Annotated in this window: 18 protein-coding genes; 4 read left to right on the forward strand and 14 right to left on the reverse strand. The window is 69.5% G+C overall.

The genetic code is table 11. The annotated features are described in order from the left end of the window. Positions 1 to 75: 75 nt before the first annotated feature. The 6 genes from QSJ60_RS13775 to QSJ60_RS13800 form a co-directional block, all read right to left on the reverse strand. Positions 76 to 987: an ABC transporter permease gene (locus QSJ60_RS13775; protein ID WP_189086147.1), complete on the reverse strand. Its 912-nt coding sequence runs from the start codon at positions 985 to 987 to the stop codon at positions 76 to 78. A gap of 1 nt (position 988) precedes the next feature. Further along, the gene (locus QSJ60_RS13780) at positions 989 to 2,185 is read right to left on the reverse strand and encodes an ABC transporter ATP-binding protein (protein ID WP_230768564.1); all 1,197 of its coding nucleotides are present in this window, start codon (positions 2,183 to 2,185) and stop codon (positions 989 to 991) included. 2 nt (positions 2,186 to 2,187) lie between these two features. Further along, entirely contained in the window at positions 2,188 to 3,315 is a 1,128-nt protein-coding gene (locus tag QSJ60_RS13785; protein ID WP_269061115.1) for an ABC transporter substrate-binding protein, read from the reverse strand. Positions 3,316 to 3,482: 167 nt separating this feature from the next. Continuing rightward, positions 3,483 to 6,284, reverse strand: coding sequence for an FtsK/SpoIIIE domain-containing protein (locus tag QSJ60_RS13790; RefSeq protein ID WP_285463956.1), 2,802 nt, complete (start codon positions 6,282 to 6,284; stop codon positions 3,483 to 3,485). A 202-nt stretch (positions 6,285 to 6,486) separates the two neighbouring features. Next, positions 6,487 to 6,984 carry an FHA domain-containing protein gene (locus tag QSJ60_RS13795; RefSeq protein WP_230768568.1) on the reverse strand — a complete coding sequence of 166 codons (498 nt, stop codon included), beginning with the start codon at positions 6,982 to 6,984 and terminating at the stop codon, positions 6,487 to 6,489. A 222-nt stretch (positions 6,985 to 7,206) separates the two neighbouring features. After that, the gene (locus QSJ60_RS13800) at positions 7,207 to 8,004 is read right to left on the reverse strand and encodes a PP2C family protein-serine/threonine phosphatase (protein ID WP_230768570.1); all 798 of its coding nucleotides are present in this window, start codon (positions 8,002 to 8,004) and stop codon (positions 7,207 to 7,209) included. Between the two features lie 213 nt (positions 8,005 to 8,217). Here QSJ60_RS13800 and QSJ60_RS13805 point away from each other — a divergent pair, with 213 nt between their 5' ends. Together QSJ60_RS13805 and QSJ60_RS13810 are read left to right on the forward strand one after the other, a co-directional pair. Further along, on the forward strand, positions 8,218 to 8,706 hold the full coding sequence (locus QSJ60_RS13805; protein WP_189086152.1) for an Lrp/AsnC family transcriptional regulator: 489 nt from the start codon (positions 8,218 to 8,220) through the stop codon (positions 8,704 to 8,706). A gap of 2 nt (positions 8,707 to 8,708) precedes the next feature. Further along, positions 8,709 to 10,091 (forward strand): aspartate aminotransferase family protein, encoded by a 1,383-nt coding sequence (locus QSJ60_RS13810; protein WP_189086153.1) that lies wholly within the window; start codon positions 8,709 to 8,711, stop codon positions 10,089 to 10,091. A gap of 139 nt (positions 10,092 to 10,230) precedes the next feature. Here QSJ60_RS13810 and QSJ60_RS13815 read toward each other — a convergent pair whose 3' ends face one another. Next, positions 10,231 to 11,367 (reverse strand): DUF4192 family protein, encoded by a 1,137-nt coding sequence (locus QSJ60_RS13815; protein WP_285463957.1) that lies wholly within the window; start codon positions 11,365 to 11,367, stop codon positions 10,231 to 10,233. Positions 11,368 to 11,580: 213 nt separating this feature from the next. Here QSJ60_RS13815 and QSJ60_RS13820 point away from each other — a divergent pair, with 213 nt between their 5' ends. Both QSJ60_RS13820 and QSJ60_RS13825 read left to right on the forward strand, forming a co-directional pair. Then, complete coding sequence (locus QSJ60_RS13820) at positions 11,581 to 12,078, forward strand: methylated-DNA--[protein]-cysteine S-methyltransferase (protein ID WP_285463958.1); 498 nt, start codon at positions 11,581 to 11,583, stop codon at positions 12,076 to 12,078. Continuing rightward, positions 12,075 to 12,680 (forward strand): DNA-3-methyladenine glycosylase I, encoded by a 606-nt coding sequence (locus tag QSJ60_RS13825; protein WP_285463959.1) that lies wholly within the window; start codon positions 12,075 to 12,077, stop codon positions 12,678 to 12,680. The genes QSJ60_RS13820 and QSJ60_RS13825 overlap by 4 nt, the downstream gene beginning before the upstream one ends. A 36-nt stretch (positions 12,681 to 12,716) precedes the next feature. Here QSJ60_RS13825 and QSJ60_RS13830 read toward each other — a convergent pair whose 3' ends face one another. The 7 genes from QSJ60_RS13830 to QSJ60_RS13860 form a co-directional block, all read right to left on the reverse strand. Continuing rightward, positions 12,717 to 13,508, reverse strand: a complete 792-nt coding sequence (locus QSJ60_RS13830; RefSeq protein ID WP_285463960.1) for a YaaA family protein — start codon at positions 13,506 to 13,508, stop codon at positions 12,717 to 12,719. Then, positions 13,508 to 14,080, reverse strand: a complete 573-nt coding sequence (locus QSJ60_RS13835) for a P-loop nucleotide/nucleoside kinase family protein (protein WP_230768578.1) — start codon at positions 14,078 to 14,080, stop codon at positions 13,508 to 13,510. The genes QSJ60_RS13830 and QSJ60_RS13835 overlap by 1 nt, the downstream gene beginning before the upstream one ends. A gap of 31 nt (positions 14,081 to 14,111) precedes the next feature. Next, positions 14,112 to 14,372: a F0F1 ATP synthase subunit epsilon gene (locus QSJ60_RS13840; RefSeq protein WP_189086159.1), complete on the reverse strand. Its 261-nt coding sequence runs from the start codon at positions 14,370 to 14,372 to the stop codon at positions 14,112 to 14,114. Between the two features lie 2 nt (positions 14,373 to 14,374). After that, the gene (gene atpD / locus QSJ60_RS13845) at positions 14,375 to 15,829 is read right to left on the reverse strand and encodes a F0F1 ATP synthase subunit beta (RefSeq protein ID WP_230768580.1); all 1,455 of its coding nucleotides are present in this window, start codon (positions 15,827 to 15,829) and stop codon (positions 14,375 to 14,377) included. 22 nt (positions 15,830 to 15,851) lie between these two features. Continuing rightward, positions 15,852 to 16,748, reverse strand: coding sequence for a F0F1 ATP synthase subunit gamma (locus QSJ60_RS13850; protein WP_230768582.1), 897 nt, complete (start codon positions 16,746 to 16,748; stop codon positions 15,852 to 15,854). Positions 16,749 to 16,792: 44 nt separating this feature from the next. Beyond that, complete coding sequence (gene atpA, locus QSJ60_RS13855; RefSeq protein WP_230768584.1) at positions 16,793 to 18,433, reverse strand: F0F1 ATP synthase subunit alpha; 1,641 nt, start codon at positions 18,431 to 18,433, stop codon at positions 16,793 to 16,795. Positions 18,434 to 18,521: 88 nt separating this feature from the next. Next, positions 18,522 to 19,313 carry a F0F1 ATP synthase subunit delta gene (locus QSJ60_RS13860; RefSeq protein ID WP_230768586.1) on the reverse strand — a complete coding sequence of 264 codons (792 nt, stop codon included), beginning with the start codon at positions 19,311 to 19,313 and terminating at the stop codon, positions 18,522 to 18,524. Positions 19,314 to 19,315: the final 2 nt, after the last annotated feature.

Below are 19,315 nucleotides of genomic sequence, written 5' to 3' on the forward strand. Positions count from 1 at the left end.
TCGGCTGCGGGCGCTGCTCGAGCTGCTCGCTCTCGGCGAGTCCGCCGAGGACCGCTCCGGCCTGTCCTTCACCGCTCACAGCAGGTCCTCCGTTCCGCTCCGCTTGACGTAGATGCCGACGAGGATGAGGATCGCCGCCATCAGGATGATGGAGAGTGCCGCGGCCGCCGGATAGTTCAACAGCACGAGGAAGTTCGCCTCGATCACGTTGCCCATCATCTGCGTGCCCGGCCCGCCGAGGAAGTCACGGCTCGCGTTCACGTAGTCGCCGGCCGCGGGGATGAAGGTGAGCAGCGTGCCGGCGACGATGCCCGGCATCGACAGCGGCACGGTGACCTTCCGGAACACCGTCGCCGGGCTCGCGTACAGGTCGCCGCCCGCCTCCAGGTAGCGGAGGTCGAGCCGCTCGAGTGTGGTGTAGAGCGGCAGGGTCATGAACGGGATGAAGTTGTACGTCAGACCGAAGATGACCGCGAACGGGGTGCCGGTGAAGTGCGCGTCCGGCGCCATGAGCGACAGCGCCTTCAGCGAGGTGATGATGAACGACTCGTCGGAGAGCACCTGCTTCCAGGCCAGGGTGCGCAGGAGGAAGGAGATGAAGAAGGGGGCGATCACGAGGACGAGCAGGATGCCTTGCAGGAGCGGCTTGCTGCGCGCCTTCACTCCGATGAAGTACGCGATCGGATAGCTGATCACGAGGGCGAGCACGGTCGCGACGAGGGCGTAGCCGAACGAGCGCAGGATGTGCGGCCAGTACGAGGTGACGACGTCGACGTAGTTCTGCCAGTTGAAGGCGTAGTCGAACTCGCCGATGTCGCCGAACTCGCTCTGCACCTGCAGCGAGGTGAGCAGGAGCGAGACGAGCGGCGTGAGGAAGAACAGCACGAGGTAGGCGATGCCGGGGGCGAGTAGCACGAGGGCGATCGCGCTGCGCTTCCTCGGTGCCTGCGGCTGTGCTTCGGCCGTGGCGAAGGCTGCGAAGGCCACCTCAGTGCTCCTCGAGCTCCGCCACGAGCGCGTCGCGGTGCTGGGCCGCGATGGCACTCGTCGAGGCATCCGCCTGGAAGCGTGATTCGTCCGGCGTGTCCTCGAGACCGAAACCGTGCTCGACCGCCCAGCTCACCCAGACGCGGTCGCCCTCAGCGGCCGCCGGGCCGAAGCCGATGTTCTGCGCGAACACCAGCACGCGTCCTGCTCCGGGGATCTCGACGAGGTACTGAGTGCTCACGCCCGAGAAGGAGACGTCGGTCACGACGCCCGGGCCGATGAGATTGCGGTCCGCCTCGACCACGGGCTGTTCACGGTGCAGCTCGACCTTCTCGGGGCGGACGCCGACCGTGACCTGCCCGGAGTGGCGCTGCGCGCGCGCCGCCGGGACGACGATGCGCGAGCCGGCGGCGTCGACCGCGATCGCCGTGTCCGTGGCGCCCACGACGTCGCCGGTGAAGAGATTCGACTGGCCCAGGAAGTTCGCGACGAACGCCGTCCTCGGCAGTTCGTAGAGCTCCTCGGGGGCGCCCATCTGCTCGATGCGCCCCTTGTTCATGACCGCGACGGTGTCGGCCATCGTCATGGCCTCCTCCTGGTCATGGGTGACGTGCAGGAAGGTGAGGCCGACCTCTTCCTGGATCGCCTTGAGCTCGAGCTGCATCTGCCGCCTCAGCTTGAGGTCGAGCGCGCCGAGCGGTTCGTCGAGCAGGAGCAGCGCGGGCCGGTTCACGATCGCCCGGGCGAGTGCGACGCGCTGCTGCTGACCGCCGGAGAGCTGCTGGGGCCGGCGCTGGGCGAGGTGATCGAGCTCGACGAGGCGGAGCGCTTCGTGCGCCTTCCCGGCCGGGTCGTCGATGCGCCGGCGGCGGAGCCCGAACGCGACGTTCTCGAGGATCGTCATGTGCGGGAAGAGCGCGTAGCTCTGGAAGACCGTATTGACCGGCCGCTCGTGCGATCGAGTGGCCGTGACGTCGGTTCCCCCGATGAGGATCCGTCCGTTTGTCGGCTCGTCGAGCCCGGCGACGAGCCGGAGCGTCGTCGTCTTGCCGCAGCCCGACGGCCCGAGGAGGGCGAAGAAGGACCCCGCCGGGATCGTGAGATCGAGTTCTTCGATCGCGGTGAAGCCGGGGAATCGCTTGTGGATGCCGACGAGCTCGAGGTCCGCGCCGCGCTCGGCGAATTCGCGCATCGCCATGGTCACACTCCCAACAGGATCGACTGGAACTGGGTCTGGTACTTCTGCTCCTCGCGCGCCGTGAGCCCTCGGAAGACGTGGGCCTGCTCGAGCGTGTCGGCGTTCGGGAAGATGAGCTGGTTCTCGGCGAGCTCGGGGTCGATGGCCATCGCGGCCTCCTTCGCCCCCTCGACGGGAGTGATGTAGTTCACCCAGGCCGCCACCTCCGCGGCGATCTCGGGCTGGTAGTAGAAGTCGATGAGCCGCTCGGCGTTCGATTTGCGCGGCGAGCCGACGGGGACGAGGAAGTTGTCGTTCCACAGCGTGCCGCCGCCTGCGGGCAGGGCGAACTCCCACTTGTCGCCGGCTTCCGCATTGATCACGGTGATGTCGCCGGACCAGCAGATCGCCGCGAGCGTGTCGCCGGACTTCAGGTCTTCCAGGTAGGCGTTGCCCTTGATGTTGCGCACCTGGCCTCGGTCGACCTGCTCGCGGAACACGTCGATCGCCGCGGTGAACTCGTCGTCGCCCCAGTCCCCGGCGATGTCGGTGCCGAGGTCCTGCATGATGCAGCCCATGGTGTCGCGCATCTCGGAGAGCACGCCGACCCGGCCCTTGAGCGACGGGTCCCAGAGGTCGGACACCCGCGTGATGCCCCCGGGGATCGCCTCCTTGTTCCAGCAGATACCGCCGAAGCCGCCCTGCCACGGCACGGAGTACGTGCGGCCGGGGTCGAAGTCGGGGTCGCGGAGCGCCGGGTTGAGGTTCGCGAGGTTCGGCATGTTGCCGTGGTCGAGCTCCTGTGTGTAGCCGAAGCGGATCCAGCGGGCCACCATCCAGTCGGTGAGGCAGACGGTGTCGGAGCCGATGTCCTGGCCGAGCGCGAGCTGGTCCTTCACCTTGCCGTAGTAGGTGTTGTTGTCGTCGACGGCGACCTGGTAGTCGACCGAGATGCCGGTGGCCTCGGTGAACGCCTGCAGCGTCGGGTAGTTGCCGTCGTCGTCCTCGTCGATGTAGGCGGCCCAGTTCGCCCAGCGGACGGTCGGATCGCCGTCCGAACGGTCGGCGGCGGGCGTCGGCTTCGCGCGCGGCCCGCTCTGACACGCGGCGAGCGCGAGCGCGGTGGCCCCGGCGCCGGCACCGGCGAGCAAGGTCCTGCGACTCAACTGCTGGCGACGTGCGAGATCGATGAGGGAACGGATTCGTGGATCCGTCGGGGGTTGCCGAGTCACGGGCTTCCTCTCGGGTTCGCAGCACTGCGGGGTGGATTGATCCTGCCACACTGCCCGGCTGGAATCACGAGTCGATGTCCGATTCGTTACGATCCCGCGTCGGACGCGATGGTTTCGGTTGCGTGCTCCGGGTTCGACGGATGAATCCGTCGAAATCGCCGTTCCGGCCAGCTGAAGCGCTCGACTCCCCCGTCGGGAGCGATGCGCCAGCCCTGCGCGGCGCCTGGATCGAGCAACGGCGGCAACTCCCGTCCGCGGAGCAGCGCGCGGAACTCGGCGAGCCCGCCGTCGACGATGGCCACCCCGGTGTGCTTCAGCTCGGTCCAGACCCGCCAGGCGGCCGCCCACGCGTCCAGGTCACCGACGATCACCTCGGCCGATTCGGTCTCGGCCGCTGCAGCGAGCGGATCCCCGACGCTCCCCGCCGCCGTCAGGACGGAGACTCGGACTCCCCCGATCTCCGAGAGCCGCGCGAGTGCAACCGGCACGTTCCGCGTCACGAGTGCGTAGCTCACTCCCGGGTGGAAGACGAGCGCAGGCGCAGGCGCGGCCTGCACGCGCGGCGCGCTCGCAGCGCGCGGAGCCGAAGAAGATGGCGGATCCGCGAGCGCGACCTGCAGCCGCAGCCCCCGCCATTGCCCGCTTCCGGGCCCGTCGTCCGCTCGCCACAGAGAGGGGTCGCCGCCCAGTTGCGCGAGCTCGCCGCGGGACGACTGCCGGAGCAGCAGCAGCGACCTGAATCCGTCCCGGAGCTCGGCGGAGAGGCCGATCGGCCTCGTCGCCGAGGCGACGATGTGGAGGCCGTTCCCGTCCTCGAGGATCGTCGCGAGCGCCTCGGACACGGCGAGCCGGTACTCGTCGGGCCAGGCCCGAAAGCGCACGTCGGCGCCATCGACGAGCAGCAGCCTGGGAGCGGTGCCGAGGTCGGCCGATGCACCCGGTCGGGCCAGCTCCATCAGCACGTCCCAGGCGGCGGAACGGTTCGCCGGCAGCCTGATCACCCGCCCCATGCCGTAGCGCGCCGCGAACGATGATGCGATCGTGTCGAGCGTCGTGCTCCTCCCGCTTCCCGGAGCGCCGCAGACCAGCAGCGCCCCGTCGGACTCGGGCGACCAGACCGCGCTCAGGCGGCGCTGCTGGTCGGGGGCGTCGAGCAGACCGAACTCGATCCCGTCCGGCGACGACCCGACCTCGGCCAGAGCGATCCGCCTGGGCAGCGGGTCGAGCCACGGGCGAATGGCGTGGTCATCGCTCGATCGGCCGGCTCGCAGCAGCTCGAGGTGCAGGGGATCCGCGATCGCCGATTGGAACGGCTGCGGCGGCCCGGTGCCATCGTCGACGATCGCCCGGCCCGGCAGCGAGGGCGGGAGCTCGGCCGCATCATCGACTCCGACGAGCGCCCGGCTATCGCTCGGATGCAGCACGCGGAGGCAGATTCTCAGCCGGCAGTTCGCGGTGATCTGCTCCCGAACGGAGCCGTTCGGGCGCTGCGTGGAGAGGATGAGATGCATGCCGAGCGAACGGCCGCGCGCCGCGAGGTCGGCGAACACCCGACCGAGCTCGTCGAAGCGCTCGAGCAACGCCTGGTACTCGTCGACGACGATCAGGAGTCGCGGCAGCTCGACCGCGTGATCGAGCTCGATGAAGTCGCGCACGCCGCACTCGCGCAGCCGGCGCTCTCGTCGTCTGATCTCCGCCCGGAGGCTCTCGACGGCGCGGAGTGCTTCCGACTCGTCGAGGTCGGTGACGACGCCGACGACGTGCGGGAGCCCGGCGATCGGCTGAAAGGCCGCGCCGCCCTTGAAGTCCACCAACAGCATCGCGAGTGCCGACGGCGAGTACGAGGTGGCGAGCGCCGCGAGCCACGCGAGCAGGAATTCGCTCTTGCCGCTGCCCGTCGTCCCGCCGACGAGCGCGTGCGGTCCCTGACGCACGAGGTCGAGTTCCAGCGTTCCCCCGGGCGCCGTTCCGACCGCGGCGACGAGGCTCGCACGCCCTGCCGCGGGCGGCTGGGCCAGCGCCGCCAGATCCACTCGGCTCGGCAGCGGCTTCGCCTCCAGACCGCTCCGGGCCGCGGCCTCGGCAAGACGGGCTGCCGCCGTGATCGCCTGCCGCAGACCGAGCAGTTCGGGCACGAACTCGCGGTGCTGTTCGGGCGAGGCGAGCACCTCGGCGCGCGCGCGACGTGGCGAGTGCAGCTGGACCACGGTGCCGAGTCCCGGCGGCAGCAGCTCACGCGCGGTCGCGATCGCGATCACCCCGCGTGAGTGCGTCACCCGCTCCCCCTCGACGACGGTGACGGTCGGCTCGACGCCGCGCTGAGGCAGCCGCGCTGCCCAGCGCCACTCCTTCGTCTGAGGAACGCGAAGGCCCGAGCTGCCCGGGCGCACAGCGGCACTCCAGCGGACGAGCGCCGCGCGGGCGGCCGCACGAGTCAGCACAGTGGGGCCCACGAATCCGATGCCCGCCGCGGCATCGGCTCGGATCGGCGCATCCGACAGGGTCCATGCTCTGGCGAGCAGGGCGCGGTCGTCCGCGTCGGACGCCTCGCCTTCGATTCGCAGAGTGCTCGGCATCGCACCGCGGCCGAGCACGAGCTCGTTCGCGCCGGCGCCGCTCCATCTCGCGCCGGCCGGCTCCTCGAGCACCGCGCCGAGCTCGCCGACGCGCTGCCACGCGCGCTCGCGTTCGCCCGCGTGGCGTGCGTCGATCTCGTCGGTGAGCCCGCGCAGCGCCTCGGCCCGCTCGGCCCGATCCCGACGCAGTTGCCGCCGTGCGCCGCGACGACCGTCGACGATGGCGGCGAGCCCCACGACGGGGCCGACCGCGGCGAACACGAGCGCGAGCGGAGAGTTGGTGAGCGCGAACAGCAGACCGGCGGTCGCCACGGGTGCCAGCGTCGCGAGGAGCGGGAAGGGAGGCCGTGACCGACGACCCAGCGGCGGCGGCAATCGGAGCGGCGGAAGTCGATCGGGCTGGGCGTGCATGCGCTCAGCTCAGCACGGTCAGGCCACTGAGCCCGCTCGGCGATCCGGTTCCGGGGATGCGTCCGGCGCGCACTCCGATGTGGAGGAGGGGTACCCGCGCGCGCTAATCGACGACGATCTGCTGCTGCGCGAGTTCGATCGTGCTGCCTCGTGGCACCTGATAGCGACGGCCGGGTTCGCAGCGCACGGCACCGTCGTCGGGGCGGCGCACCAGTGTTCCATTGCCGGAGAATCGGTCGGCGATCCAGAGCACGCCGTCGTGCGAACCGAACTCGAGATGCGTCTTCGAGACGGAGAGCGTGCGGTCGGCGATCTGCACGAGATGGTCGAACCGCTCACCCGGTTGCGGCAGCGGCTTGCGCCCGATCAATCCGGTGCCGAACACGATCCGGGTCTCCCCGGTGCTGAATCGCAGACGGAACCGGTCGGACTCCCCCGGCGCGTTCGTCCCGGGCGATGCCGTCTCGGGCGCGTGCTGCGAGCGAGCCTGGTCGACTGCTGCCCCAGCCCCGTCCGCGTGCTGGACCTCGGCGGCCGGCGCGAGGAACCCGCCGACCGGGATGCTGATGACGCCGCTGTTGCGGCGCGGGAGCGGGCTCATGATCGTGGTGTCGCCCGGTCGCGGATCCGGCTTGCGCCTCGACTCGGGCGTCGCGCTCGTCGAACTCCCGCACTCACCGCAGAACATCGCCCCTTCGGGCAGGTCCGCACCGCAGATCCGGCAGTTCACGTGCACACTCCTCATCTCCGCCTCAAGCGTACCGGCGGGGGCGGCCGAGGCGGTGCAGGCGAGTGCCGCCCGTGTCGCCGAGTGCCGGATCGCTCAGCCGGCCTCGACGGGCGGCACCACGTCGAGCACGTCGACCACGACCACCGTGACGTTGTCGCGACCGCCGTTGCCGAGCGCCGCATCCATCAGGTGCCTGGCCGCGGCATCCGCCGTTGGATTGGACGCGAGGAAATGGCGGAGCCCGTAGGCGGTGATCTCCTTCGTGAGCCCGTCGGAGCAGATCAGCAGACGCATCCCCGGTTCGATGGCGATGGCTCGGTAATCGGGCAACGGCGCCTCATGGAAGCCGACCGCGCGCGTGATCACGTTCGAATGCGGATGCGTCTCGGCTTCCTCTCGCGTGATCTGCCCGGCATCGACGAGCTCCTGCACGATCGAGTGGTCGACGGTGAGCTGTTCGAGCACGCCGCCGATGAGCCGGTAGACCCTGGAGTCGCCGATGTTGAAGACGATCCATGCGGGCTCGCCCGAGATCGAGCCGAGCGCGACGCCCGTGACCGTGGTCCCGCTGCCCTCGTCGGTCACTCCCCGGCCGCGGCCCATGTCCTGCACAGCGGAGCGGAGTGCCTGGTCGATGTCCGGCGTACCCACAACGGTTCGACCGCCGTACTCGGCGAGCCTCGTGACGACCGCGGCGCTCGCGAAGTCGCCGGCCGCGTGGCCGCCCATCCCATCGGCGACGGCGAAGATCGGCGGCTGGGCGAGGAAGCTGTCCTCATTCACCTCGCGTCGGAGACCGGTGTCGGTCATCGCCGACCACGCGATCCCGATCTCGGTGCCGCCGGGCAGCACGACGCGATGGCGCGGATTGCCGATGCCGATCTGGGTCACGGATCTCGCCTGTCTGCGGGGGGACGCGTCAGGATGTGAGGGGAACCCGTCGATCGTAGCGCCTCGAACCCGCGTGCGGCTGCGGACATCTCGATGCGAGCCACGGGCGATCCCGGAGCGTTCCCCACCACCCATCCATGGAATCAGTTGTGAAACGCGGCTCATTCGACTGATTCCCTTGCTTCTGGCCTTTTTGACTGTCATGATCGAGCCATGACGAACACGGGACGACTCACGTCGCGTCCGGTGCAACTCGACGATGTGTCGAAGGCGATCATCGAGCAGCTCCAGACCGACGGCCGGCGTTCCTATGCCGACATCGGTAAGGCCGTCGGCCTCTCCGAAGCCGCGGTGCGCCAACGCGTGCAACGGCTGCAGGAGGCCGGCGTCATGCAGATCGTCGCGGTCACCGATCCGATGCAGCTCGGGTTCACGAGACAGGCGATGATCGGCATCCGCGCCGAAGGCGACACCCGGCTGCTCGCCGAGCAGCTGTCCGCGATCCCCGAGATCGACTACGTGGTGCTCACCGCCGGCAGCTTCGATCTGCTCGCCGAGGTCGTGTGCGAGAACGACGAGGAGCTCATCGATCTCCTCAACGCTCGCATCCGGTCGCTCGACGGCGTCCAGCAGACCGAGACATTCGTCTACCTGAGGCTGCAGAAGCAGCATTACAACTGGGGAACCGTGAGGAACCGATGACCATGACCGATGTCCGCTACGACAATGCGACGCTGCAGAAGCAGGCGAAGGATCACCTCTGGATGCACTTCGCGCGCCAGTCGACGATGGAGCAGGGTGTGCCCATCATCACTCGCGGCGAAGGCCACCGCATCTACGACATCAACGGCAAGAGCTACATCGACGGCCTCGCGGGCCTCTTCGTGGTGAACGCCGGCCACGGCCGTTCGCGCATCGCCCAGGCGGGCGCGAAGCAGGCCGAAGAGCTCGCGTTCTTCCCGATCTGGTCCTACGCGCACCCCAAGGCGATCGAGCTCGCCGACCGTCTCGCGGAGTACGCGCCCGGCGACCTGAACCACGTCTTCTTCTCGACGGGTGGCGGTGAGGCGGTCGAGACCGCCTACAAGCTCGCGAAGAATTACTGGAAGCTCATGGGCAAGCCGACCAAGTACAAGGTCATCTCGCGCGCCCTGGCCTACCACGGCACCCCGCAGGGCGCCCTCGCGGTGACCGGCCTGCCGATCAAGGCGCCGTTCGAGCCGATCACCCCCGGCGGTCTTCGCGTGCCGAACACCAACTTCTACCGCGCCGCCGAGATGGGCGCGCCGGCCGACGACATCGAGGCCTTCGGCCTCTGGGCGGCGAACCGCATCGAGGAGCAGATCCTGATGGAGGACCCGGACACCGTCGCCGCCGTCTTCCTCGAGCCGGTGCAGAACTCCGGCGGCTGCTTCCCGCCGCCCCCCGGGTACTTCCAGCGAGTGCGCGAGATCTGCGACAAGTACGACGTGCTGCTCGTCTCGGACGAGGTCATCTGCGCCTTCGGCCGCATCGGCGACTACTTCGCGTGCAACCAGCTCGGCTACGTGCCCGACATGATCACCTGCGCGAAGGCGATGACCTCGGGCTACGCCCCGATGGGCGCGACCATCATCAACGAGCGGATCTACGAGCCGTTCAAGAAGGGCGACACGACCTTCTACCACGGCTACACCTGGGCCGGTCACCCGGTCTCGGCCGCGGTCGCGCTCGAGAACCTCGACATCTTCGAGGAGGAGAAGCTCAACGAGCACGTCCGCGAGAACAGCCCGCTGTTCCGCGCGGAGCTCGAGAAGCTGAACGACCTGCCGATCGTGGGCGACGTCCGCGGCGAGGGGTACTTCTTCGCCGTGGAGCTCGTGAAGGACAAGGCCACGCGCGAGACCTTCAACGAGGAGGAGTCGGAGCGCCTGCTGCGCGGCTTCCTCTCGACGGCGCTCTTCGATGCGGGCTTGTACTGCCGCGCCGACGACCGCGGCGACCCCGTGATCCAGCTCTCGCCGCCGCTCACCATCGGCGTGCCCGAGTTCCAGGAGATCGAGCAGATCCTGCGCAGCGTGCTGACCGAGGCGTCGAACCGCCTGTGATCGCTGGCGGCTGCGCACCCCTCGGCGCGCGGCCGCACTGAAGCTGCCGGCTCGAGAAGGCCCCGGACGCGACGCGTCCGGGGCCTTCTCGGTCGCTGCGCGCGGAATCGCGTGCGGTGGTCCGTCCTGCCGACACGGGTCACCGACCGCCGAGCAGCTCGCGACGCTCGTCCTCACGCACGAAGGCCCACTCGGGGAGGGCCCCCGAACCGAGGTAGGTGTCGAGCAGCCGTGCCATCGCGTGATCGGGATCGATCTCGAGCGCGCGGTCGAGGTGCGAACCGGCACGGCTCCCCCGCCCGAGCGCCCAATGCAGCCAGCCGGCGACGCAATGCACCCCCGGCCGGTAGCTCCGTGGCAGGTCGACGAGGAGCCGCTCGACGAACTCGATGCCGGCCTCGACTCGCTTCCTCTCCGGCCTGAGCCTCGTGCGGCCGAGATACAGCTCGGTGACGAACTCCTCGGATCCCCCCGATGCCTCGAGCAGCGACGCGTCGGCCGCATCGTGACCGGTCGCCGAGAAGCCGGCGACGCCCTGGAGCGCGATCTCGCCGACCGAGGTGCCGAACGCGATCTGCAGCACGATCGCGTCTCGGAACACCGCTGATGCGGAGAGCTCGGCGAACCACGCCCCCTGCGCCGCGGTCGCCGCCGGCTCGTGCAGCAGCCGCTCCACGAGCTCGATCGGATCGATCTGCCCGCCGAGCTCGCGCTGGAGCCACTCGATCGAGCCCTGCTCGCGCAGGGCGACGAGGCGCCGACGCAGCCGAGCGGCTCGAGCGCGGTCCGAGCTCGGCGGAGGCGGTTCCTCGGCGAGTCCGGCGAGCACCGGGAGCTCGGCCGCCGCCGCGTCGATGAGCTCGAGCTCCCGCCCGCGGACCGGGACCGTCGGATCGACGACGGAGCCCCAGCCGGTCGACGCCACGATGAATCCGTCGCGAACCTCGAAGCCCGCGTCCTCGAGCCGTGCGCTCGCCCGCTCGATCAGGCGCCGTTCGGCTGCGGCCGCCGACCGTGGATACTCGCGGTCGGTGTAAACGGTCACGATGACACCCTCGGCCTGCTCGATACGGCACACGGCGCCGACCACGGCCGCCACGAGCACGGGATGATCCGCCATGCGTCGCGGGAGGTCGTGCCGCAGAACACCGATGACGGTGCTGCCGCGGAAGGCCACACACACGAGCGAACGACGGAGCGAGGTGCCGGCCAGCTGCGGAAGGAGGGCGAGGAACTCGTGTCCGCCGACGGCGCGGACGGTGATCTGTTTCGTCATGCGCCCAAGCCTCAGCGCCGGGCGAGGGGCTTCTCCCCCGCCGGGCAGCTTCTGTGGAGCGCGGGTTCGAACCGCGGAATGGGGAGGACGGATGCCTCGATGCTCCGAGACTGGATCCGGCTCTTCTCCCCCACATCCGCGGGCTTCACGCTCGCTTCCACAGGTGTCCGATTCCCGCGAGCCCGCGTCGGTGGCCGCAGCTACGCTCGAAGCATGAGCAACGTCTTCCTCCTCCGTATCGATTCCCCCGTCGGGCGCATCGAGCTCCTCGGCGACGACGAGCACCTCGTCGCGTTGACGATCGAGGACGCCGACGGCTCGTTGCCCCACGACGACGAGCCCGAGCGTCCGAACCCCGTCCTCGAGCTCGCCCGCGAGCAGCTGGCCGAGTACTTCGCCGGTACGCGCACCGACTTCGAACTTCCGGTGCGACCGACGGGCGGCAGTGACTTCCAGCGCGCCGTGTGGGCCGAGCTCGCGCGGTTGCACTGGGGCGAGGCGACCTCGTACGGCGCCCTGGCCCAGGCCGTCGGCCGCCCGGGTTCCGCGCGAGCGATCGGTGGTGCGGTCGGCGCCAACCCGATCCCGATCGTGATCGGGTGCCATCGGGTGCTGGCCTCCGACGGGCGCATCACCGGCTACTCGGGCGGACAGGGCATCTCCACCAAGCTCTGGCTGCTCGGGCACGAGCAGATCGGCTTCGCCGCGTGAGCGCTGCACGCCCCGACCTCGTCGTCGGTGACGACGGAATCGCCCGCTGCGCCTGGGGCGCGGGCGACGCCGAGTACTCCCGCTACCACGACGAGGAGTGGGGCACGCCGATGCGAGACCCAGTGCGGCTGTTCGAGAAGCTCTGCCTCGAAGGATTCCAGGCCGGGCTCTCGTGGATCACGATCCTGCGACGCCGCCCGGTGTTCCGGGAGGTCTTCCACGGTTTCGACCCCGTCCGAGTCGCCGAGATGGACGAGCACGACGTCGAGCGACTGCTCGGCGACGCGCGGATCATCAGGCACCGCGGCAAGATCGAAGCCACGATCCAGAACGCTCGAGCGACGCTCGCCCTCGACACCCCGATCGACGAGCTGCTCTGGTCGTTCGCACCGCCGACCCGCGACGCACCGTTCGCGAGCTTCGCCGAAGTCCCCGCGACGACACCCGAGTCGACGGCGATGAGCAAGGAGCTCCGCCGGCTCGGCTTCCGCTTCGTCGGCCCGACGACGATGTACGCGCTCATGCAGGCCGCGGGCATGGTCGACGACCACCTCGCGGGCTGCTTCCGCTCCCCGCACCAGGCGAGCGAGCCGGCGAGCTGATCGGCCGGACAACGCTGCCGCCCCAGCCGCGCGCCGCTAGCCCGCGAGCAGCTCCAGCTCGCGCACGGCCGGCTCTGCGGTCCCGTTCCCGGCCCCGGCCCCGGCGCCGGCGCCGGCCCCGAGGCTGAGCTCGAACCCAGCCGACCGTGCCCAGGCGATCAGGGCGTCGACGTCGTCGAGGGGCTCCGGACGGGCGCTCAGCAGCGCACGGGTGAACTCCCCCTTCGCGCGCTTGTTGAAGTGGTTGAGGGCGCGCTTTCGACCGTCGCCATCGACGGCGACGACGCGCACGAACACGGAACCGGGCGGTGCCGGGCCGAGTTCGACGTAGCCCTCGGAGCGAAGATCGACGACGAGCCCGTCATGAGCGGCGAGTGCAGCTGCGATCGGCTCGCGCCAGAGCTGCTTCAGACGGCGGCCGGGCACCCGTGAATCGTGCGAGAGCCGATACGCCGGGATGGGATCGAGCGCACCCACGAGACCGAACAGCGCCGAGTGCACCACGACGTGCCGGCCGGCGTAGGCGCGTGCATCGGCGTCGAGACTCGGCGCGTCAAGGGCGTCGTACAGCACGCCGGTATAGCGATCGAGGGCCGGCATGGTCGGCGACGTCGCGAGCCGCCGGTCGTGCTCGACCTCGGCCGCCGAACGGGGTCCGAGCTTCAGGGCCCGCATCGCGGCATCCTGATCGGCGGCGAGTTCCACCACAGCCGCCACGAGCTCGGCGCGGATCCGCTCGAGCGGGGGGTACGACAGCGCGTCGAGACGAAGCGGCGGCAGCGCTCCCCCGGTGCGCTTCGTCTCCGAGGGTGGAAGGACGAGCAGCACTACGAGGCGATGAACGCGAGCGCCGCGTCGACGTTCTCGCCGAGCGAGCGGACCGAGTCGATCGTCACGCGCGGGAGGGCCGCAGACGGGCCGTTCCAGGCGGCGTAGCCCTCGAGGCTCTGCTCCACGGCGCGCCACGTGGTCTCGTCGAGGTGCGGGAGATTCCGTTCGCGCTTCTCGAGACGGGAGCGGTGCACGCCCTCGTCCGAGCAGACGACCTCGATGACCCGGAGCCGGGCGTCGGTTCGCTCGGCGAGATCGCGCCACTGCAGCCGCGCGGCCTCCGCGGCATTCACCGCGTCGACGATCACGGTGCGGCCGGCTTCGAGCTCCTTGCGCGCGATCTCCTCGGCGACGAGATACGCGGCGAGGCCCGTGGGCTGATCCGCATCGATGCCGGCACGAAGCACGGCTGACTCGATCGGATCGACCGACACGACGGTGGCGCCGAGGCGGGCGCCGACGATCTCACCGATCGTCGACTTCCCCGCGCCCGGCAGCCCCGCCATGACGATGAGCTGGGTAACCGCGAGGTCACCGAACTGGCGGTCGAACGGCTGCTCCCCAGGCATCCGCGAACTCCTTCTCAGCTGGGTGGATCGCTCAGACGAGCGCGGCGCGAGACGCCACGATCTGGACCGAGTTCTGCTGGACCGAGAGGAAGCCCTCCTCCGCGTTCGCGGTGAGCTTCTCCCCTCCGTCCAGCGTCACGCGGACCTCGCCGCCGGCGAGGATCGCGAGCATGGGCTCGTGACCCGGCAGGATGCCGATCTCGCCTTCGACGGTCTTCGCGACCACCATCGCCGCCTCGCCCGACCAGACTTCCTGGTCGGCCGAGACGACGCTCACGTTGAGGGCGGCCATGATCAGCCGTTCTCCTTCTGGATCTGCGCCCACTTCTCTTCCACATCCGAGATCGGGCCGACGTTGAAGAAGGCCTGCTCGGCGACGTGGTCGAAGTCACCGCGGGCGATGGCGTCGAACGACTCGATGGTGTCCTTCAGCGGAACCGTCGAACCCTCGACACCCGTGAACTTCTTCGCCATGTAGGTGTTCTGCGAGAGGAACTGCTGGATGCGGCGCGCGCGGGCCACGGTGATCTTGTCTTCCTCGGAGAGCTCGTCGACACCGAGGATCGCGATGATCTCCTGGAGCTCCTTGTTCTTCTGGAGGATCTGCTTGACCGTGGTGGCGACGCGGTAGTGGTCGGCGCCCAGGTACCGCGGGTCCATGATGCGCGACGTCGAGGTCAGCGGGTCGATCGCCGGGTACAGACCCTTCGAAGCGATCTCACGCGAGAGCTCGGTGGTCGCGTCGAGGTGCGCGAACGTGGTGGCCGGGGCCGGGTCGGTGTAGTCATCGGCCGGCACGTAGATCGCCTGCAGCGAGGTGATCGAGTGGCCACGGGTCGAGGTGATGCGCTCCTGGAGGATACCCATCTCGTCGGCCAGGTTGGGCTGGTACCCCACCGCGGACGGCATGCGGCCGAGCAGCGTGGAGACCTCCGAGCCCGCCTGCGTGAAGCGGAAGATGTTGTCGATGAAGAGGAGCACGTCCTGCTTCTGGACATCACGGAAGTACTCGGCCATCGTCAGCGCCGACAGGGCGACGCGGAGACGCGTGCCCGGCGGCTCGTCCATCTGGCCGAAGACGAGGGCGGTCTTGTCGAAGACGCCCGCCTCCTCCATCTCGTGGATGAGGTCGTTGCCCTCACGGGTGCGCTCGCCGACACCGGCGAACACCGAGACGCCACCGTGGTCCTGCGCGACGCGCTGGATCATCTCCTGGATGAGGACCGTCTTGCCGACGCCCGCACCACCGAACAGGCCGATCTTTCCACCCTGCACGTACGGGGTGAGGAGGTCGATCGACTTGATGCCGGTCTCGAAGAGCTGCGTCTTCGACTCGAGCTGGTCGAAGGCCGGGGGCTTGCGGTGGATCGGCCAGCGCTCGGTGACCTCGATGGTCTGCCCGGGCTCGAGGTTCAGCACCTCGCCGATCACGTTGAAGACCTTGCCCTTGGTGACGTCGCCGACGGGCACCGAGATCGGCGCGCCGGTGTCCTTGACCTCCTGGCCGCGGACGAGGCCGTCGGTCGGCTTCAGGGCGATCGCCCGGACCACGTCGTCGCCGAGGTGCTGAGCGACCTCGAGCGTCAGGGTCGAGGTCTCGTCGCCGATGGTGACCTCGGTGGTCAGTGCGTTGTAGATCTCGGGGATCGAGTCGTGCGGGAACTCGATGTCGACGACCGGGCCCGTCACGCGGGCGATCCGGCCGACCGCGACGGCCTGGTCAGCGACCATGTCGATGGTGTCAGTCATTCTGCTCACTCTTTCTGGATTGCTACTTGGCGACGACGAGCGCGTCCGCGCCGCCCACGATCTCGGAGATCTGCTGCGTGATCTCAGCCTGGCGAGCGTTGTTCGCGAGGCGGGTGTAGTCGGTGATCAGCTTGTCGGCGTTGTCGGAGGCCGACTTCATCGCCTTCTGCGTGGCGGCGTGCTTGGCGGCAGCCGACTGCAGGAGCGCGTTGAAGATGCGGCTCTCGATGTACACCGGAAGCAGCGCGTCGAGCACCGTCTCGACGTCGGGCTCGAACTCGTAGAGCGGCTGCACCGTGGCATCCGGCTCCTCGACGCCCTCGACCACCTCGAGCGGCAGCAGACGCACGACCGTGGGGGTCTGCGTCATCATGCTCACGAAGGTGTTGTAGACGACGTGGATCTCGTCGACGCCGCCGTCGGAGGCGTCGCGGAGGAAGGCCTCGAGCACGGCGTCGGCGATCTCCTTCGCCAGCTCGAACTCGGGGTTCTCCGAGCTGCCGGTCCACTGCTGCTCGAACCCGCGGTGGCGGAACTGGAAGTATCCGACCGCCTTGCGTCCGACGAGGAAGTACACCACCTCTTTGCCCTGCGAGCGGAGGAGCTCGGCGAGCTCCTCCGCCTCACGCAGGACCTGCGAATTGAAGGCGCCGGCGAGGCCGCGGTCGCTCGTGAGGATCACGACGGCCGCACGCTCGATCTTCTCGGGCTCGGTCGTCAGCACGTGGTCGACGTTGGAGTACGTCGCCACGGCCGAGACGGCACGGGTGATGGCCCGCGAGTACGGCGTCGACGCCGTCACTCGGGCCTGCGCCTTCTGGATGCGCGAGGCGGCGATGAGCTCCATCGCCTTGGTGATCTTCTTCGTCGTCTGGGCAGACTTGATCTTCTGCCGGTAGACCCGAAGTTGCGCTCCCATGTCTCTCCTGTATCCCTGGTGACCTGGCTAGATCGCCGGATGCCTCAACGGCGACCCTTGACGATCTTCTCCTGGTTGACGTCTTCCTCGGCGATGGCCTCGAACTGCTCGCTGCCGACCGAGGCGAGGGGCTTGCCCTCACCGGTCTGGAACTCGCTCTTGAAGGTCGAGATCGCCGACTCGAGCTTGGCGATGGTCTCGTCCTCGAGCTTGTTGGACTCGCGGAGCACCGTGAGGGCGTCCGAGTTGCGGCGCAGGTAGTCGAGGAACTCCGACTCGAAGCGCAGGATGTCCTCGACCGGGACCTCGTCCAGGTAGCCCTTGGTGCCGGCCCAGATCGAGACGACCTGGTCCTCGACGGGGTACGGCGAGTACTGCGGCTGCTTCAGCAGCTCGGTGAGGCGCGCACCGCGGGCGAGCTGACGACGGCTGGCCGCGTCGAGGTCCGAGGCGAACATCGCGAAGGCCTCGAGCGAGCGGTACTGGGCGAGCTCGAGCTTGAGCGTGCCGGAGACCGACTTGATCGACTTGACCTGCGCGTCGCCGCCGACTCGCGAGACCGAGATACCCACGTCGACCGCCGGGCGCTGGTTGGCGTTGAAGAGGTCGGACTGCAGGAAGATCTGGCCGTCGGTGATCGAGATCACGTTGGTCGGGATGTACGCCGAGACGTCGTTCGCCTTGGTCTCGATGATGGGCAGACCCGTCATCGAGCCGGCACCGAGCTCGTCGGAGAGCTTGGCGCAACGCTCGAGCAGGCGCGAGTGCAGGTAGAACACGTCGCCCGGGTAGGCCTCGCGGCCCGGCGGGCGGCGGAGGAGCAGCGACACGGCGCGGTAGGCCTCGGCCTGCTTCGACAGGTCGTCGAACACGATGAGGACGTGCTTGCCGGCGTACATCCACTGCTGGCCGATGGCCGAGCCGGTGTAGGGGGCGAGGTACTTGAAGCCCGCCGGGTCGGAGGCCGGCGCGGCGACGATGGTGGTGTACTCCATCGCGCCGGCGTCCTCGAGGGCGCCCTTCACGCTCGCGATGGTCGAGCCCTTCTGGCCGATCGCGACGTAGATGCAGCGGACCTGCTTGGTCGGGTCGCCCGACTCCCAGTTCGCCTTCTGGTTGATGATCGTGTCGATCGCGATGGCGGTCTTGCCGGTCTGGCGGTCGCCGATGATCAGCTGACGCTGGCCGCGGCCGACGGGGATCATGGCGTCGATCGCCTTGATGCCGGTCTGGAGCGGCTCGTGCACGCTCTTGCGCTGCATGACGCCGGGCGCCTGGAGCTCGAGGGCGCGGCGGCCCTCGATGCCGGTGATCTCGCCGAGGCCGTCGATCGGGTTGCCCAGCGGGTCGACGACACGGCCGAGGTAGCCCTCGCCGACGGGGACGGAGAGGACCTCGCCCGTGCGGGTCACCTCCATGCCCTCTTCGATGCCGGTGAACTCGCCGAGCACGACGACACCGATCTCGTCCTCGTCGAGGTTCAGCGCGAGGCCCAGGGTGCCGTCGGCGAAGCGGACGAGCTCGTTCGCCATGACCGAGGGCAGGCCCTCGACGTGGGCGATGCCGTCGGCCGCGTCGGTGACGTACCCGACCTCGGTCTTCTGGGCCGCGCCCGGCTCGTACGCCTGGGCGAACTCCGAGAGAGCCGAACGGATCTCGTCGGGGCTGATGGAGAGTTCTGCCATTGCCATTTCCTTTTTCCTGGGCTGGCCTGTACCGCGGTACAGCTACTGATGTGTCGCGGCGAAGGACGCCGGTCGTTGTCGTCCGGCGTCAGCCGGCAAGCTTCTGCCGCAGCTCGTTGAGGCGGCTGGCGACGCTGCCGTCGATGACGTCGTCGCCGATCTGCACGCGGACCCCGCCGACGACGGCCGGGTCGACGATGGTGTCGAAGCGGATGGGCCGGCCGGCCTGAACGGCGAGGCCGCGCTCGAGCCGGGCGAGCTGCTCGGCGGTGAGCGGGACGGCGGTCGTCACGGTCGCGACGTCGAAGCCGCGCTCGTCGGCGACCACGGACGCGGCGCCTCGGAGCATCTCGCCGATGCGGCGGCCGCGCGGCTGCTGCACCAGATGACGCACGATGGTGACCGTCGCGGGCGAGGCCTTGCCGCCGAGCAGGCGGTCGACGAGCGCCGCCTTCGGCTCGGGGCCGCCGAGCTTCGAGCCGAGCGCGAGCTCGAGCTCGGAGTCGCCCGAGACCGTGCGGTCGAAGGCGAACAGCTCGGCGTCGACCTCGGCGTCGCCGGACGCCCGGGCGGCGACCCGGATGCCGAGCTCCTCGGCGCCCGCGAGGAAGTCCGCGGCGCTCGACCAGCGGCTCGACGCGGCGCTCACGAGGAGCGAGGCCGCGCCGGCCGAGATCTTGCCGCCGAAGACCGACTCGACGAGCGCGCGCTTCTGCGCGGCATCCGCCTCGTTGTCGGTGAGTGCGGTGCGCAGCTGCGGCGTGGCACCGATCACGCGAACGGCGGCGAGCAGTTCGCTCGCGACCGACAGCTCGGCCGGGCCGAGCGCACCGAGTGCGGTGCGCGTGGCGGCCAGGGCCTGGGTCGTGGCGCTCCCCATGG

The sequence above is a fragment of the Agromyces sp. NBRC 114283 genome, from assembly GCF_030268405.1.
Classification (GTDB): domain Bacteria; phylum Actinomycetota; class Actinomycetes; order Actinomycetales; family Microbacteriaceae; genus Agromyces; species Agromyces mediolanus.

Excerpts from the sequence above, each read along its gene's own strand:
- QSJ60_RS13780 (WP_230768564.1), bottom strand. The coding sequence starts at position 2,185 with ATGGCGATGCGCGAATTCGCCGAGCGCGGCGCGGACCTCGAGCTCGTC.
- QSJ60_RS13795 (WP_230768568.1), bottom strand. The coding sequence starts at position 6,984 with ATGAGCCCGCTCCCGCGCCGCAACAGCGGCGTCATCAGCATCCCGGTC.
- QSJ60_RS13805 (WP_189086152.1), top strand. The coding sequence starts at position 8,218 with ATGACGAACACGGGACGACTCACGTCGCGTCCGGTGCAACTCGACGAT.
- QSJ60_RS13810 (WP_189086153.1), top strand. The coding sequence starts at position 8,709 with ATGACCGATGTCCGCTACGACAATGCGACGCTGCAGAAGCAGGCGAAG.
- QSJ60_RS13815 (WP_285463957.1), bottom strand. The coding sequence starts at position 11,367 with ATGACGAAACAGATCACCGTCCGCGCCGTCGGCGGACACGAGTTCCTC.
- QSJ60_RS13820 (WP_285463958.1), top strand. The coding sequence starts at position 11,581 with ATGAGCAACGTCTTCCTCCTCCGTATCGATTCCCCCGTCGGGCGCATC.
- QSJ60_RS13835 (WP_230768578.1), bottom strand. The coding sequence starts at position 14,080 with ATGCCTGGGGAGCAGCCGTTCGACCGCCAGTTCGGTGACCTCGCGGTT.
- QSJ60_RS13840 (WP_189086159.1), bottom strand. The coding sequence starts at position 14,372 with ATGGCCGCCCTCAACGTGAGCGTCGTCTCGGCCGACCAGGAAGTCTGG.
- atpD (WP_230768580.1), bottom strand. The coding sequence starts at position 15,829 with ATGACTGACACCATCGACATGGTCGCTGACCAGGCCGTCGCGGTCGGC.
- QSJ60_RS13850 (WP_230768582.1), bottom strand. The coding sequence starts at position 16,748 with ATGGGAGCGCAACTTCGGGTCTACCGGCAGAAGATCAAGTCTGCCCAG.
- atpA (WP_230768584.1), bottom strand. The coding sequence starts at position 18,433 with ATGGCAGAACTCTCCATCAGCCCCGACGAGATCCGTTCGGCTCTCTCG.
- QSJ60_RS13860 (WP_230768586.1), bottom strand. The coding sequence starts at position 19,313 with ATGGGGAGCGCCACGACCCAGGCCCTGGCCGCCACGCGCACCGCACTC.